A 13,601-nucleotide genomic window follows, 5' to 3' on the forward strand; every position below is an offset into this window, starting at 1 on the left:
CTTTAATCCTTTAAAATGACAAAGATTCCCTGTTCCCCAATTAACACAATCGGTGATCAAATCTTGTGTCTAAAATAAAAACATAGCTAATCCCTACGGACAATAAGACTTTTTACATAAAATTAAAAATTCAAATATTTGATTTTTAATGCTTTATTAATTATTAAAAAATCAGGATAAGCTTTACTTATTGAAGTTAATAAGCTGCTTTTATGGTTTTACATACAAAACAGCTTTTTTAAATAAGAAAAAATAGGGATAAAAGACACACAAAAACAGCTTATTTTTTAATTTGCTCATTGAGTCTTTTCATAGCGCATTCAGAGACCTTAACCGCAACTTCGGTTAATTTCTCTTTTAAGGCAACATCGTTTCCCTGAATGTAGATCGAGGTGAAATGGAACGTTTTTAACTGAATAGGCGTATTTAATATTTCTAGTCGGCCATCAGTAATTTCTTTTAGTGCTGTTAAGGTCGGCACCACAGCAATACCCAAACCCTGCTCGGCTAAACGCAATAAAGTTGCCAATGAATAACTGGTAATTGAAAGTGGTTCATCAATCCCTTGCTCTTTCATTCGTGCTTTCAATTCTTTATAGGGATAGGTAATTTTTGGATAAGTTAAAATGGTATGCGACATTAATGTTTTAAAAGACATTTGAGCAACACCACCTTTAAATGAAGGTGAAGCCAAGAAACTTAGTTCAAAGTCACACAAAGCTTGTTCAATACACTCAAAAGCTAAAGTGGGCCCAAGTAAAAAAGCCATGTCTAAGTCACCTGTCCGAACACCTTCTTGTAAGTTTGGCGTAAGGTCTACCACAATTTCTACTGAAATTTTGGGGAACTCTTGCTGAACCTTTTCGATATATTCAACCAACCATGTATAAACAATAGTTTCGGAAACGCCTAAACGAATGGTGCCAGTCAGGTGCTGATTTTCGGTAAGCTCCGCAACCAGATCGGTCTCTAGTCGCATAAATTTTTCGGCGTACTTAAATAGAGTTAAGCCTTTGTGTGTTGGTTTAAGCTGCCGATAACTTCGATCTAAAACTTTAAAGCCTAATTCATTTTCAAGAGATGTGATTTTTTGAGAGACCGCAGGCTGGGTGGTTTGTAATTTAGTCGCGGCCTTATTGAAGCTCTTTAAAGTCACAACCCAATAAAATGCTTCAAGATTCTTTAAATTCACGTTTCATCCTGTCTTAAAAAACTCCTTTACTTTTATAGTATGGGAGTTGTTAGCGTGATTAGGCTAGCAATAAATAAATTTTTAAATAAAATTAGCCATCCAAATTTTTAAATGCTTTAGAAAGCTGACTAATTGTTTTGATCTGTTTTGAATAACGGCGGCATGAGCGGCACGCCAATAAATGCAGTTGTAAACCACTTTGCTCACGTAATAACAATGGTCTATCTTGCTTTTCAGACAACAGTTGAGTGGCTTGTCGACATGTCAGCATGAACAATCCTCCTTCAATAACCATTTATTTTCTAAACATTCACGTAGTCGGGTACGACTCCGATACATCAACACATTAAAGTTTGAGATAGACAATTCCAACTTGCTACAAATCTCATTAGAACTCAGCTCTATCACCTCTCTCATCATAAAAACTTGAGCATATTTGGCAGGTAAATGATTTAAACAAGCTTCAAAAATCATCCAAAAATCTGCCTGCTCCATCATTTCTTCAGGGCTTTGCCATGCTTGAGGCGCTTCATATTTATGCCAATGTCCAGAAGCATCAAACAGTGCATCAATACTCAGTTCACTTTCCTCATCTTTAAATAATTCAGTCATTGCGACCAAGCGTGACTTTTGCCGAATCACATCAATAATTTTATTTTTTAAAATCGCGAACACCCATGTTTTGAATGCAGCCCGCCCTTTAAATGAATCTAAATGCTGGAAAGCACTCGTTAATGCTTCTTGCACCACATCTTCAGCTTGAGGAAGCGAAGAAAGCTGTAAAAATGCAAATTTTATCATTTGCTGTCTTAAGTCTTCTAAAAAGGCTGGATTATGCAGCTGATTCCCTATTTCTTCATGATCTGATGCCACGGCTGAAGTCATCCTTATACCTCTTTAAAATCATGGGGAGTTTGAATCAATCGCATTAGAGTTAACAGTGCTTTTAGTTCTTGAATCTGCAGATAAATATCATGTTCAGACAAATCAGTGAGTACAGATTGAATCAGTGTATGAATATCTTGGTCAGTTAACTTTACATTTTGAGTCAACTGTTCAATCACCATAGCAAACAAAGGCGAAAGCTGTTCAATACATACTTTGTCTTGTTCATCTCGCCAGACCATAATTGCTCCAGGCATAGGCTCGACCTGTTCTGGAGTCATTAAAGTTGTCCACGTATAAACGGGATATTGATAAACCAATACCCATACCTTCGTGGTTAACTGCCAATCACAGTTTTCCTGCAAGACTATTTTTTCAATTTCAACAGTGTCTAAATACAACTCAAGCCATTCAAACTGCAACAACTCAGCCAACCAAGGATATTCTTGCAATATCGGGTGCTGCTGATCTGTCAAATACTCTCTAAACTCAAGAGAAATATCATTATACAAAGGTGATCGGCACTGGGCTTTTTGAAAAAATTCCGAGAGTAACTGTTGCCACTTTAACTCTGGCAACATCGCACGAGCCACAGGATAAACTAAATCAATAAATGAACAGACATTATTAAAAAGTAAGTCTCGATAAATATACATTCGTCCGGCAGGAAGAGCTTGAGGTAATTCCAAATCAGGATCTCTAATCCAGTCACAAAACTGTTGTTGCATGGTCTGAAAGGATATTTGATTTTCCTTCATAGCCACTCTCCTGTTGTTGAATTATTTTAATTTTGGCTAGCTCCTCTTCTAGCTCTCGCCATGATGGAATATTAAAGTCGCGTTCAAGTAAAGTTGCTTTCACACCACACACTTGATAGGTATATCTCAATAGTTCCCATACGCGATCACAAACTTCTGAGCCATGCGTATCAATTAATAAATTTTTCTGAACTTGTTCATGTCCAGCAATATGTAAATAACGTATTCTTTCTTTTGGCATGTCCCGAATAAATCCAAATGCATCACTGCCATGGTTAATACTGTTGACATAGACATTATTTACATCCAGAAGCAAATCACAGTCTGCATATTGAAGAACTTCACGGATAAACTCCGCTTCACTCATTTCAGCATTTGGCATTAAATAAGTAGAAACATTCTCTATGACTAATCGTCTTCCTAAAATATCTTGAACACGTAAAATACGTTCAGCGACATATTGAACAGCCGCTTCAGTCATGGGGATTGGCAACAAGTCATATAAATAGCCGCCATCATTTGTATAACTTAAATGTTCAGAATAAATCGAGACATCATATTGTTCTAAAAAGCTTTTTATTCTTTCGATAAATTCAAGATTGAGTGGATGAGGACCGCCAATAGACAATGACAAACCGTGACAAATTAATGGGGCTTTTTCAACACACTTTGCGAGTAATTTCGCATGTCGACCACCAAAACCTAGCCAGTTTTCAGGAGCAACTTCGATAAAATCGGGATATGTTTTTGCATCTAAAAACGAATCTATAAAATCACGCCTTAAACCCAGCCCTACGCCTGACAAATCCATCATGGTAATTTCTCCTTTTGGAAACGATGCCGACACTTACCAGAAGGTCGACATCATCCATGATCAGATTGTTTACTTAGCGCCGCACTTACCGTCAGCGACTTTTTTATCTGCACCGCACTTGCCGTCCGCTGCTTTTTTGGTTGCTCCACATTTACCATCAACTGCTTTTTTATCTGCACCACATTTTGCTTCGGCAGACTTTTCGTGGTTTTTCATTTTGCTAGCACCGCATTTTGCTTCACCGCATTTTCCATCTGCTGCTTTAGTTGCATGTGCTTCGGTTGTTGTATGGGTTGCTGCTACCGCCACTTGTGTAGCGCCAGCAACTGAAAGTGCTAATAATGCCGCCACTGAAGCCATTGAGTTGAGTTTGTTCATTTTAGTATTCCTTTAAAGATAAATTCTCGGTTTGTACATTTGTACGTATAGTTAGACGGACCAAATCCTTTTTTATTACACCGTAAATAAAAATTTTTTTTATGTAAGAAATACAGTCTTTATCCGACTAATTAATATTCAATCGCATCGGATGTGAAATTATCATGAAGAATTTTATTTATGGCTTATCTCAATATTATCAAAAACTGAGTAAAACTCTACAACATGCGGACGGCATCGCAGCTCTGGCTCTTCGATTATATTTAGTTCCTATATTTTGGATGGCAGGCACAAATAAATTAATGCACTTCAATGATATTGTAGAATGGTTTGGCAACTCAGATGGAGGTTTAGGACTTCCCTTTCCGTATGTAATGGCATTACTTGCAACAACGGCTGAGCTAGCAGGTGCAATACTATTAACATTTGGCCTCTTTACTCGCTTAATTAGCATCCCGCTCATGATTACCATGTTGGTTGCCATATTTACTGTCCATATACCAAATGGATGGCAAGCGATTGCTGATCCAAATGCACCCTTTGCAAACATGCAGGTCTTGGCCTCGGCTGAAAAGTTAGAGAAAGCTCGTGAAATATTACAAACCTACGGCAATTATGATTGGCTCACGTCTAGTGGTTCGTTTGTAATTTTAAATAATGGAATTGAGTTTGCCTCTACGTATTTAGTCATGCTTCTCGCACTGCTTGTTCTTGGAGGCGGTCGTTATTTCAGTTTAGATTATTGGATTAAAAAGAAGCTGCTCTAATTACTCATTACGCCAAGAATCCTACTGACAGCAACATAGGGCATCTTTTTCTTATTGTGTGCCATGTCTGGTTCATGACACACAATCAATATTGAGGCAATTTGGTCAAACCAGAAGCCTGTATGAAATTATCGAACTCTCACAAAAATAATATCTAGGTCTTTTTTGGGTACAAACTTAGTCTTGGTCATTTGAAATTGAGTTGGACTAATTTTTTTAACTGGCCCATCCCAACAAAATGAAACCAGTTCGTCTTTATCGCGCTCAATGGTGAGCTTAAAGTTTTCAATTGGTTTTGCCCAATTTGCACCCGTCGTCAAAATATAACCCAAAGCACTAAACGGCAAATTTTCTGCACTGGCTTTTTTTAAGCCCTGCTTAAATTGTTTATCCATACAAAATTGCTGGTTATATTCATCTGGATAGAGAGCTACAGAGCCACCGACCAAAGGTTTGTATTCATGATGAATATTAGTCAAACCATTGGCTTTAAAAGTCTGCTTCCAACTATAGATCACTTGAGATGACCACGGAATCACATCATCTTTTTTAAAATTGGCTAAAATTTTCTGTATTTGCGGCTTATTACATTGTTTTAGCTTATCTACATAATATTCATAATCATAGTTAGTACGAGTCCACGGATTTAGCATCTCTTTTTCACTAAAACCGCACTGTTTAAACTCATCCGTAGCATCAATCAGGGGAGATTTTTCATCTTTTTGAATAAAAGTTCTGACATGCATCTCCGGCTTTATATTTTTACCATCCACCACAATTTTAAAACTTTTTAAAAGCTGTTCGGTGTGAGCAAAATCAGACTCAAAAAAATTATCAATGCGCGGTAACGGAAATAAGATGGTTTCCGTTACGTCTTTATTACTTAAGTTTTTATAAAGATAGTCGACCTTAATCAGTTTTTTACTGATGAATAGATCTTCGCTTTGCATGGCAATCTGCGAGTTTTTGAGATATTGAATCCCACCCGTACCCACGTAACCCGTAGAGTCGTTGGCTAGACCATAGGTGGATAACGAAGCTAAAACAGCAAAGGTTAATGCAAACGTTTTCATTTTAAAGCGCTCTGTCATTTTCTAATTATAAAATATCGATCTGGAATAAAGCATAACTATTTAAGCATAGATACGATTAGTTTTTTAGTAATGACTCATATATCGCTTTAAATCTAAAAACTTTAATGAAAACTTAGTTTTTGTCTCGTCATCTTTTTAGGCACACTAATTTTTCCAATAAAGTTGGTTAGCCATAAAATGCATTCATCACGATGTTCAAAGTGAGGCATCAAACTAAGGTCAATTTTTATATCTCTATCTGCCAAAGGCAAACTCAAGCAATATTCAAAGTCAATCGACTTATATTTTAACTTCAGATCTTTTTCTTGGGCCTGTTTTTTGATTTCCGCCATGATACGGTTAAGGTTAACAATCAAATTATTGGAAACTTGATTATTTTCATAGACACGTTCATAGACGTTTTCAGCAACGTCAATGTATTTTATAAGCTCTGCATTTTCATTCATATCGTTCACTTTCTCTTTTTTTAAAGATTATGAACAGCTAAATGTTTAATTGCGTTACTTGGCACATTGGTTATGTGAAAAATGTATCTTTTCCTTTATTGCAATATAAACTTAAATCATTGTTATTTATTATAAAACATAAAAATCATGCATATTTACATACAATTAATCTTGTCTATGATCTGAGTTTAAACATAAGAAAAAATTGAGTTATCCATTATATTTAGTCAAAAAAAACCGCCCCAGAAGGCGGTCGCTGAGTTTAAACCAGCAGTATATAGAAGCAAGGTGGACATTCGCTTCTATATTCTTTTATGAAGGAGTTTTATTGGTTTTCATAAAATCCTCAGATTTAAAATAATTGATAATCATGTCTGCATGCTCTTCTTTTGGAGGAGCAACAGTTACAGGAAACGAATCTTTCGACATCTTAAAACCTGGTGGTAAAAAGTGCGAAATTGGTGGCAATTTAGGCTTTCCCCCTTCTGTGATTCGCTCAATAAGACCAGCTAACCAAAGAAGATATTCACCTTCGTTTGCAAACTTTGGCATGACACTCAAATCAATTTTAACTTTGCATTCACTTAATGGCTTCGTTAAGTTTTCTTCAAAGTCTATATAGTTGAACTTGAGCTTAAACTCAGTTCCCTTGATGGCTTTTCGGATCTGACTAATTAAACAGTTAAGGTTCTGAGTAATGTCATCAGTGAATAAGCCATCTTTTTTTATATTTTTATAAACCTTTTCGGCTACAGCTAGATACTTTGGCATTAACCTCTCTCCGTCCTATTGTTATAAAGTTCTGATCTATGAATGTCTTATGTATTTGATTATGCTTAAACGCGTGTAATTAAAGGTAACCTTATTAGACTTGTTTGTAAGTAATTGTCGCTTTATGTAAATCGCACCAATAAAATACCGAAAAAAATTATGGTTTTGATAACTCATCCGCAAAAATGCATGGTTGAATAGAGAAAGTTTGAAACATTTATTTTCATATTATTTTTACCATTTGGTAAAATTAATATGCTTTCATTTGCTTATCTCGTCTCACTAAACCCAGAACAGCTCGACGCACTCGTATTTCTTCTTCAGAAAAAGGTAAATGCTCGATGAGCTCGCAAATTGAGAGAGAATTATTTTCGATCAAAAAGCAGTCTTGCTCTGTTGTCCAATTAGTCGTAGCCGATTCAGTTTGTTTTAAATAGCGTTTCATATTTCCTAGCAGACTTGTTTACACATACAAAAAGCCTGCCTTTAGGCAAGCTTATATTTCAGATTTTGAATTGATCATTATTATAGCAGTCTATACATGATATGTTCAGTTAATATTGTAGCTGCCCTAACTAAACATTATAAAAAAGCCCACTTATTGTGGGCTTCTAAATGGTTATTGTGCGGCATTTACCCCAACAATAAACTGACTACAATTAGAACCTTCAGATGCATTACCTAATTGCTTTTCAGAAAATTTAAATTTAGAGGCAACTGACTCATAATCTTTTTTAAGGCTTTGTCCTGTTAGCTCACCAAGCTCTTTCACTTGTTCTGGTTTCAAGATGCCATGTTCAACTGCTTGGTTTACCATGACACATGCTGTCGTCATTGCGTCATAACGTGCAGCAGTTTTAGAGTAACCAAGAGCGCCTATTACACCACCAACAATTAAACCAATAATGACCGCTAAAGTTACGTGCATTTTATTCATTTTTTAAATACCTAAAAATCTAACGAAAAGACGAACACTTCAAAAGGATGTGCTCAAGTCCAATTAAGATAGCGGTATTTACACGATATAAAAAGTTAGATTCTGTCACATTTATTGATAGATTACGTGAAATGTGTTTAATCAGTTCAAAAGGAAAATATCAGACCTTCCTAGTTCTCTTTCGTTTTTTGCTTGGCACTTCTAAAGGAATATCCACCTTACCTGTACCTAACCCGCGAAAAAAATAATTAAAGATGTATAAGAATAAAAGACCAAAATAAAAAATAGGAAAAATACTAAAGGCAGTACTTATGATTTCCCAAAACATAACCCCGACTCTATAGTTATAACAGAATGATATGAGTCCACCTCTACGTCTAGGCCTTTGCTGAGTAATATCATCCTCAATAAAGTGAAAAATTCCCATAACAAAACAACCAGCAAATGTACTTGAGACTAAAGTCTTTTTAATTAGAGGCTTTTCTAACCAAGGGTATTTTTTTGAAGATTCAAACTCGGCTTTAAAAAATATTTTATAAATTTCCTCTTGATAAGCTTTATTAACCCCATATTTTTTAATAAAAAAATAACATATAACACAACCAACAAAGAACATGACTATGGTTATGTAAATGCTATAAAGAATCGTAAAAAACGGTAATGGGCCTTTCGTACCAACAGTCACATGCATAGTTTGTGTGATGTATTGATATAGCTCGTATTGCCATTCATTTTTAGGATAAGCAGGAAATACAAATAAAGGAATGATAAAAAGAATAGAACATAGAGCTATAGTTCCTTTGTTCTCTTTACTTTTCCGTGCAATCGTAGAAAGAAAATTTTTAGAAGACATATCTATATTTTACAATTTGGAATCATGTGCTTAGCTTTATAAAACTCATCAAAAGCCTTCATATCATTTAACCATGGAGAGATAGTTTCCAGATTACGTTTATTAATATTTTTTGATGCTAATAGCCTTGGTGAAGAATAATTTTTCTGCTGAATTTTTTGATTATATTGTTGTACAAACTTAAGCTTTAAGCATAATCCTCGAATGCCCTTATTACCAAAATATGAATACTCAGAATATTTATTTAAGACATCTTTCATTTCTTTATGTTCACCATTCCAAACATAAAATGAGCTTAATCCATTCAAATCGTTAATGTATATCTCATCATTAATGGAGTTTAACTCTAGCCCTTCTTTTAAAATAATACTGTTTATTTCCACTTCATCAGATAAGTCCATCCAAAAAAAAGAAGCCATGACTTCTTCTGAAAATCTTATTCTGGCTTGCTCTGTATCCTTAGGATATACAATAAAAAAATAATACAATCCTAGAAAAATAATAAAACCTAATATAATAGAAAGTAATCTCCAAAAATTAGTACCTTTTATAATATTCATAACAAGCCATTCATTTTATTTAATATCTTGTGAACGAACTTTACTCTATGTTTTAGATGAAATCAAAAGATGAGAGAAAGTTTCCTTATATGAAATATATACTTATTTTTACTGTGCTCTTTTATGTTTAAAAGAGCACTTTCTGAAGGAAACTTTGCGATATTTCTAAACCATCAAGGTAAAAATGGCTTTGTTAGAAACACAAATCCGACAGAGAAAAAAGCATTATCATGATGAGACATTTGGTTGCCATAACTTGCGTTTAATTGAACAAAATCTTTATAGACCATGTATCGAAAACCTGTTTGGTAAAAGGCATCTTTTCGGTCATTACCATATACTTCGGCAGTGAGCGTTAATGGATGAGTAAGTTGTGTTTCGGTTCCAATTCCCCACGTGGTTTGATTTTTATCTGTGGTATTTTCACGTAACCATCCCATATTGGCATGGATTAAAAATTTATCATCCAAAGTAGAAAGACTTAAAGGAACATTAAACGTCCAATCTTTCTTTGAAGAATCCTTAGTATTGATTTGAGTGCCAAAAGAAAAGCCGATTCCCCAATCATTCGTTTCTAAAGGCTTTAATAAGGTCTTACCTTGTAGAGTTGCATAACTGACATGCTCAGTATCATCATTTACTCTCCCCATCCCTACAGCAAATTCAAAATTGCCACCAAAATTACAGGCTGGTGTTGCCCAATATTCTTTGCTGTCAGAGTTATGCTGTGCCCATGTTTCTAGCTGACAAGTTTTTGGAGAAACAAGAGCGGCATCGTCAACAACCATAGGTCGTCCACTATAGCTTGCATTAGATAATGTGAATAAACAGAAACTAGAAATAAGTGAGCGTTTCTTTAAAGTAAATAACACTGGCATCACTCCCATAAGTCATGGAGCACATGCAAGTACTGCAACCCAACATGATTAGATCATGGGTTAATAATAGAAATGAAAAGATGAAAATAAAAAAACCTCTTCTTGCATCCACAAAAAGAGGTCTGTCAGGACTTCAGTGGATACTTAGACTATTACCGATCGACTATTGTCACTCGAGCAAGTACTCACATTGAAGCTCCTAAAAATTAGTTGGGCGGATTCTAAAATTACTATTGTTAAATATCAAGTTAAAATTTAGTAACAGATCTAGCCAATCTGAATGTAAGTATTAATATCTAAACATAAAGTACATTGTAGATATAAATACTTAAGGAGTAATAGTTGTTTCATTTAATTATATAATAATGAACGTTAGACACACCTAATATTTCAAATATGTATAATATCGTAAATTTCAACAATGAGATGGTTAGATGAGCGATATTATTGAACTATTAAAATTAGCCTTAGAACACCCTTCACCAGCATTTATTTTTACTCTGGTTATCTTATTTATTATTGTTAAATCAAAAAATATTTTATATAGTATCCTTGAATTTAAAGACCTTACTAAGAAAAGGCTCATACAAAAATATGAAGAGGCAGCTAACTTCAAGGATAAAAATTTTCTTACTAATGAATTAGAGAAATATTACCTACGTTTATGTGAGGAAACACAAATTAAGGCTTTAATAGGTTGCCGATTTTGCTCTAAAGAAATGGCTACATTTATTTTAAGCCGAAAAGATATTTTAAGTACTATCAGTCTTTATCATAGAATAAAAAGTGAAGTAAAAATTGAGGATGGACACGTAGTTCCAAAGATAAAAATGGGGAAATTAAGAATTAATTTCAATATTTTTTTTGGATTTATATTTTATATGGGAATAAGTATATTAGCTTTTTCACCATTATTACTTCCGATGTTCTCCCAGATAATTTTCAATCAACCAATGAAATTAAATCTGGATTGGAAAATTATATTAGCAGTAACCTTTATTATAATAAGTCTCTTCTCAGTAGCTTTATTTATTTTAAATGAGAGTTTAAAACCTAAATTTACAAAAGATTTTTGTGAACTTAGCTCAAATAAAGAACCTGAAGTTTATATAGATTTATAATTAAATTTTTTCGCAAAATTATCATGTTTAACCTTCTTCTATTTTTTAAAATAGAGGAAGGGCTTTAAAAGAAATGAATAAACGAATTATCTTCTCAAAAAACACTCAAGCACTCTCTCCCGCTCGATTGCCACATCCGAGCTTAAAAGCTGAATAATTGCACCTTCAATCATATATAAAAATAGCTTAGCGTCTTGAAAGGTAGCATCTGTTTTGAGTTTTATAAGCTGGCTATAAATTTCATTAAGCAGCCATGTTCTATATCTCACTGCCGTTATATAGGCTTTTGGATAGGCCAGTTTAGTTTCAAAAATTGCTTTAAATAATAGGTAATACATCCCCTCTAAATCGGTGTGTAGGTAATAAAGTTTCTTGAGTTTATCCTTCACGTTTGTACCTTGGTCGTACTGAGCTATTGAAACTACTTTTTCTTTTAAACGTTCTTTTTGTACGATCAAACAGATTTCAACAAATCGCTCTTTAGAGTGAAAATAATTATAAAAAGTGGCTTTCGGAATTTTTGACTCTTTCACGATTCGGTCGACTCCAACGGTATGAAAGCCGTGATGCTGAAATAAATCAATCGACTTATTGATGACTTGTATGGCACGGGAAGAAAGCACTAACTTTGGCATAGTTTTACCGTTATAAATTCTTGTTGTTACTAAATGAGATACTTTTTTGGGAGAAAAAAGGCACAGCAAAGCCCGTAAGACTGTGCTTGGCACATCTCAAGTTTTATTGTTGATTAAGTTTTAAGACGAAATAATTTAAAGCCTGAAAACCTTACGGCGATCAAATTGCTTTAAAAGTTTAAGCTGTGTCGTTATAGCTTTTGGCAAAGGCTGCCAAGAAATAATGGATGTGCAAAGCCAACTCCTTTTTATTGGGAGTTCTGCCAAAACATTATAAATTATGGTGGCAGAACGAAAGGGGTTCGCAGACTGGTCAAACGAGGCCAGCACACCCGAAGGTGTCCCCCTCCGTTCCGCCATAGAGGGGGCACGAGGGCTCAACACTAAAAGTATGAAACTTTTAATGCTCGTTTGATTCGGTCTGCGACAACCGACTGGCAATGTAGGCCAGCAGGCGAAGAATAATATTCAGACCTCTTTCAGTCAAGCACACAAAATGACATTTGTTTTAAAATAGATCATTAAAAAGTAAGGATAAATAATTAAAATTTATTGTTAAATTGGGGTTTATAAAACGTCTATCAATCAAAGCTCTAGCGAGGTCTTAAAAGAGAAAACTTGCAAAAAATCATCTATGATAATATTTTAGAGTAATTACTCTAAAATGAGATCTAATAATGAAAACTAAAAGAATTGGTTCGTATCACTGGATGCAAGCTACCAATGGTCAGCTCAGCTTCAAAGAGAAAATTAAGTTAATTCAAAAAATTATGCTGCCAAGTGTTATGGCCTCTATAAAAATAAGTTACTTTCGATTCAAAACTTCTCATGATTTTTATATCGATCAGATCGTAATACCAGATACTCAAATGGTTAAAGTCGCGCTTGATGAGCTCGAAACTAAAGCAAGTATATCTATCTACAATCATTCATGGCGAACCTATTTCTGGGGAGCTGCCCTAGGCTATATACAAAAACAGCAATTTGATGATGAATCACTTTTAATAGCCTCACTTTTTCATGATATTGGCTTAACTGAGCAACATATTCATAGTAAAGGTTGTAGCTGTTTTACCTATGAGAGTGCTAAACAATTTGAACTAAAGGCCAAAGAACATAGCTTTGATGAGAAGAAAAGTGAAGTCATTAAAGATGCTATCTGCTTACATATGAACGGCTATATAGATCATTCTGACCCTGCAGAAATTACGCTATTACAGCAAGGCGCATCCTGTGATGTAATTAGCGACGGTCTATATAGACTCCCCGTCTCTTTTAGAAATGAAATTTTAGAAAAATATCCTAGAAAACAATTTAATAAAGAATTTATTGAGCTTGTTAATTTAGAAAGTAAGAATGTACCAAATTCTCGGACTAGTCTATTAAGTAGTCTTGGTTTACCACTCATGATTAAGTCAAATTTATATGAAGAGTGAATTTTTATTAGTAATAATAATATTGATGGCTCAGAATAGCCTATTCGTTTAAAAATATTTATAAAAAATTATGATT

At 34.4% G+C, this 13,601-nt stretch carries 18 protein-coding genes; 3 read left to right on the forward strand and 15 right to left on the reverse strand.

What is annotated here, in order from left to right; translation table 11 throughout:
- Positions 1 to 280: 280 nt before the first annotated feature.
- The 6 genes from mumR to KTJ10_RS03025 all read right to left on the reverse strand — a co-directional run bounded on the left by mumR (position 281) and on the right by KTJ10_RS03025 (position 4,027).
- Entirely contained in the window at positions 281 to 1,192 is a 912-nt protein-coding gene (gene mumR / locus KTJ10_RS03000; protein ID WP_014206319.1) for a LysR family transcriptional regulator MumR, read from the reverse strand.
- A 91-nt stretch (positions 1,193 to 1,283) separates the two neighbouring features.
- Positions 1,284 to 1,463, reverse strand: coding sequence for a zf-HC2 domain-containing protein (locus tag KTJ10_RS03005; protein WP_017400102.1), 180 nt, complete (start codon positions 1,461 to 1,463; stop codon positions 1,284 to 1,286).
- Entirely contained in the window at positions 1,457 to 2,077 is a 621-nt protein-coding gene (locus tag KTJ10_RS03010) for an RNA polymerase factor sigma-70 (RefSeq protein ID WP_262441318.1), read from the reverse strand. Before KTJ10_RS03010 ends, KTJ10_RS03005 begins: the two co-directional genes overlap by 7 nt.
- Positions 2,078 to 2,079: 2 nt before the next feature.
- Positions 2,080 to 2,835 carry a DUF2063 domain-containing protein gene (locus tag KTJ10_RS03015; protein WP_262441319.1) on the reverse strand — a complete coding sequence of 252 codons (756 nt, stop codon included), beginning with the start codon at positions 2,833 to 2,835 and terminating at the stop codon, positions 2,080 to 2,082.
- Positions 2,786 to 3,649, reverse strand: a complete 864-nt coding sequence (locus KTJ10_RS03020) for a DUF692 domain-containing protein (protein WP_262441320.1) — start codon at positions 3,647 to 3,649, stop codon at positions 2,786 to 2,788. The genes KTJ10_RS03015 and KTJ10_RS03020 overlap by 50 nt, the downstream gene beginning before the upstream one ends.
- 69 nt (positions 3,650 to 3,718) lie before the next feature.
- A complete protein-coding gene (locus tag KTJ10_RS03025; RefSeq protein WP_262441321.1) occupies positions 3,719 to 4,027 on the reverse strand; it encodes a hypothetical protein in 309 nt (102 codons plus the stop codon).
- Positions 4,028 to 4,191: 164 nt separating this feature from the next.
- Here KTJ10_RS03025 and KTJ10_RS03030 point away from each other — a divergent pair, with 164 nt between their 5' ends.
- Entirely contained in the window at positions 4,192 to 4,794 is a 603-nt protein-coding gene (locus tag KTJ10_RS03030) for a DoxX family protein (RefSeq protein WP_262441322.1), read from the forward strand.
- Between the two features lie 128 nt (positions 4,795 to 4,922).
- Here the strand turns inward: KTJ10_RS03030 and KTJ10_RS03035 are convergent, their stop codons facing one another.
- From KTJ10_RS03035 to KTJ10_RS03070, 8 genes are all read right to left on the reverse strand, one after another.
- On the reverse strand, positions 4,923 to 5,867 hold the full coding sequence (locus KTJ10_RS03035; RefSeq protein ID WP_262441323.1) for a DUF4424 domain-containing protein: 945 nt from the start codon (positions 5,865 to 5,867) through the stop codon (positions 4,923 to 4,925).
- Positions 5,868 to 5,989: 122 nt separating this feature from the next.
- The gene (locus KTJ10_RS03040) at positions 5,990 to 6,334 is read right to left on the reverse strand and encodes a hypothetical protein (RefSeq protein WP_019767862.1); all 345 of its coding nucleotides are present in this window, start codon (positions 6,332 to 6,334) and stop codon (positions 5,990 to 5,992) included.
- Between the two features lie 312 nt (positions 6,335 to 6,646).
- Positions 6,647 to 7,105 (reverse strand): hypothetical protein, encoded by a 459-nt coding sequence (locus KTJ10_RS03045; protein ID WP_032063571.1) that lies wholly within the window; start codon positions 7,103 to 7,105, stop codon positions 6,647 to 6,649.
- Positions 7,106 to 7,355: 250 nt separating this feature from the next.
- Positions 7,356 to 7,550 (reverse strand): hypothetical protein, encoded by a 195-nt coding sequence (locus KTJ10_RS03050; RefSeq protein ID WP_005070097.1) that lies wholly within the window; start codon positions 7,548 to 7,550, stop codon positions 7,356 to 7,358.
- Positions 7,551 to 7,724: 174 nt separating this feature from the next.
- The gene (locus KTJ10_RS03055; RefSeq protein ID WP_005070099.1) at positions 7,725 to 8,042 is read right to left on the reverse strand and encodes a hypothetical protein; all 318 of its coding nucleotides are present in this window, start codon (positions 8,040 to 8,042) and stop codon (positions 7,725 to 7,727) included.
- 160 nt (positions 8,043 to 8,202) lie between these two features.
- Positions 8,203 to 8,895: a hypothetical protein gene (locus KTJ10_RS03060; RefSeq protein ID WP_262441324.1), complete on the reverse strand. Its 693-nt coding sequence runs from the start codon at positions 8,893 to 8,895 to the stop codon at positions 8,203 to 8,205.
- A 2-nt stretch (positions 8,896 to 8,897) separates the two neighbouring features.
- Positions 8,898 to 9,455 (reverse strand): hypothetical protein, encoded by a 558-nt coding sequence (locus KTJ10_RS03065; protein WP_262441325.1) that lies wholly within the window; start codon positions 9,453 to 9,455, stop codon positions 8,898 to 8,900.
- Positions 9,456 to 9,628: 173 nt separating this feature from the next.
- Positions 9,629 to 10,333, reverse strand: a complete 705-nt coding sequence (locus KTJ10_RS03070) for a hypothetical protein (RefSeq protein WP_262441326.1) — start codon at positions 10,331 to 10,333, stop codon at positions 9,629 to 9,631.
- A gap of 434 nt (positions 10,334 to 10,767) precedes the next feature.
- Between KTJ10_RS03070 and KTJ10_RS03075 the strand changes: the two genes are divergently transcribed.
- A complete protein-coding gene (locus tag KTJ10_RS03075; RefSeq protein WP_262441327.1) occupies positions 10,768 to 11,454 on the forward strand; it encodes a hypothetical protein in 687 nt (228 codons plus the stop codon).
- A gap of 86 nt (positions 11,455 to 11,540) precedes the next feature.
- On the opposite strand, the gene KTJ10_RS03080 is transcribed toward KTJ10_RS03075, so the two are convergent.
- A complete protein-coding gene (locus KTJ10_RS03080) occupies positions 11,541 to 12,089 on the reverse strand; it encodes a TetR/AcrR family transcriptional regulator (RefSeq protein ID WP_262441328.1) in 549 nt (182 codons plus the stop codon).
- 677 nt (positions 12,090 to 12,766) lie between these two features.
- On the opposite strand from KTJ10_RS03080, the gene KTJ10_RS03085 reads away from it, so the two are divergent.
- Positions 12,767 to 13,525 carry an HD domain-containing protein gene (locus tag KTJ10_RS03085; protein ID WP_262441329.1) on the forward strand — a complete coding sequence of 253 codons (759 nt, stop codon included), beginning with the start codon at positions 12,767 to 12,769 and terminating at the stop codon, positions 13,523 to 13,525.
- The last annotated feature ends 76 nt before the right edge of the window (positions 13,526 to 13,601 follow it).

This window comes from Acinetobacter sp. WU_MDCI_Abxc222 (assembly GCF_025514755.1).
Taxonomy (GTDB): domain Bacteria; phylum Pseudomonadota; class Gammaproteobacteria; order Pseudomonadales; family Moraxellaceae; genus Acinetobacter; species Acinetobacter geminorum.

Coding starts and splice junctions, on each gene's coding strand:
- KTJ10_RS03005 (WP_017400102.1), bottom strand. CDS start 1,463: ATGCTGACATGTCGACAAGCCACTCAACTGTTGTCTGAAAAGCAAGAT.
- KTJ10_RS03010 (WP_262441318.1), bottom strand. CDS start 2,077: ATGACTTCAGCCGTGGCATCAGATCATGAAGAAATAGGGAATCAGCTG.
- KTJ10_RS03015 (WP_262441319.1), bottom strand. CDS start 2,835: ATGAAGGAAAATCAAATATCCTTTCAGACCATGCAACAACAGTTTTGT.
- KTJ10_RS03020 (WP_262441320.1), bottom strand. CDS start 3,649: ATGATGGATTTGTCAGGCGTAGGGCTGGGTTTAAGGCGTGATTTTATA.
- KTJ10_RS03025 (WP_262441321.1), bottom strand. CDS start 4,027: ATGAACAAACTCAACTCAATGGCTTCAGTGGCGGCATTATTAGCACTT.
- KTJ10_RS03030 (WP_262441322.1), top strand. CDS start 4,192: ATGAAGAATTTTATTTATGGCTTATCTCAATATTATCAAAAACTGAGT.
- KTJ10_RS03035 (WP_262441323.1), bottom strand. CDS start 5,867: ATGAAAACGTTTGCATTAACCTTTGCTGTTTTAGCTTCGTTATCCACC.
- KTJ10_RS03040 (WP_019767862.1), bottom strand. CDS start 6,334: ATGAATGAAAATGCAGAGCTTATAAAATACATTGACGTTGCTGAAAAC.
- KTJ10_RS03045 (WP_032063571.1), bottom strand. CDS start 7,105: ATGCCAAAGTATCTAGCTGTAGCCGAAAAGGTTTATAAAAATATAAAA.
- KTJ10_RS03050 (WP_005070097.1), bottom strand. CDS start 7,550: ATGAAACGCTATTTAAAACAAACTGAATCGGCTACGACTAATTGGACA.
- KTJ10_RS03055 (WP_005070099.1), bottom strand. CDS start 8,042: ATGAATAAAATGCACGTAACTTTAGCGGTCATTATTGGTTTAATTGTT.
- KTJ10_RS03060 (WP_262441324.1), bottom strand. CDS start 8,895: ATGTCTTCTAAAAATTTTCTTTCTACGATTGCACGGAAAAGTAAAGAG.
- KTJ10_RS03065 (WP_262441325.1), bottom strand. CDS start 9,455: ATGAATATTATAAAAGGTACTAATTTTTGGAGATTACTTTCTATTATA.
- KTJ10_RS03070 (WP_262441326.1), bottom strand. CDS start 10,333: ATGCCAGTGTTATTTACTTTAAAGAAACGCTCACTTATTTCTAGTTTC.
- KTJ10_RS03075 (WP_262441327.1), top strand. CDS start 10,768: ATGAGCGATATTATTGAACTATTAAAATTAGCCTTAGAACACCCTTCA.
- KTJ10_RS03080 (WP_262441328.1), bottom strand. CDS start 12,089: ATGCCAAAGTTAGTGCTTTCTTCCCGTGCCATACAAGTCATCAATAAG.
- KTJ10_RS03085 (WP_262441329.1), top strand. CDS start 12,767: ATGAAAACTAAAAGAATTGGTTCGTATCACTGGATGCAAGCTACCAAT.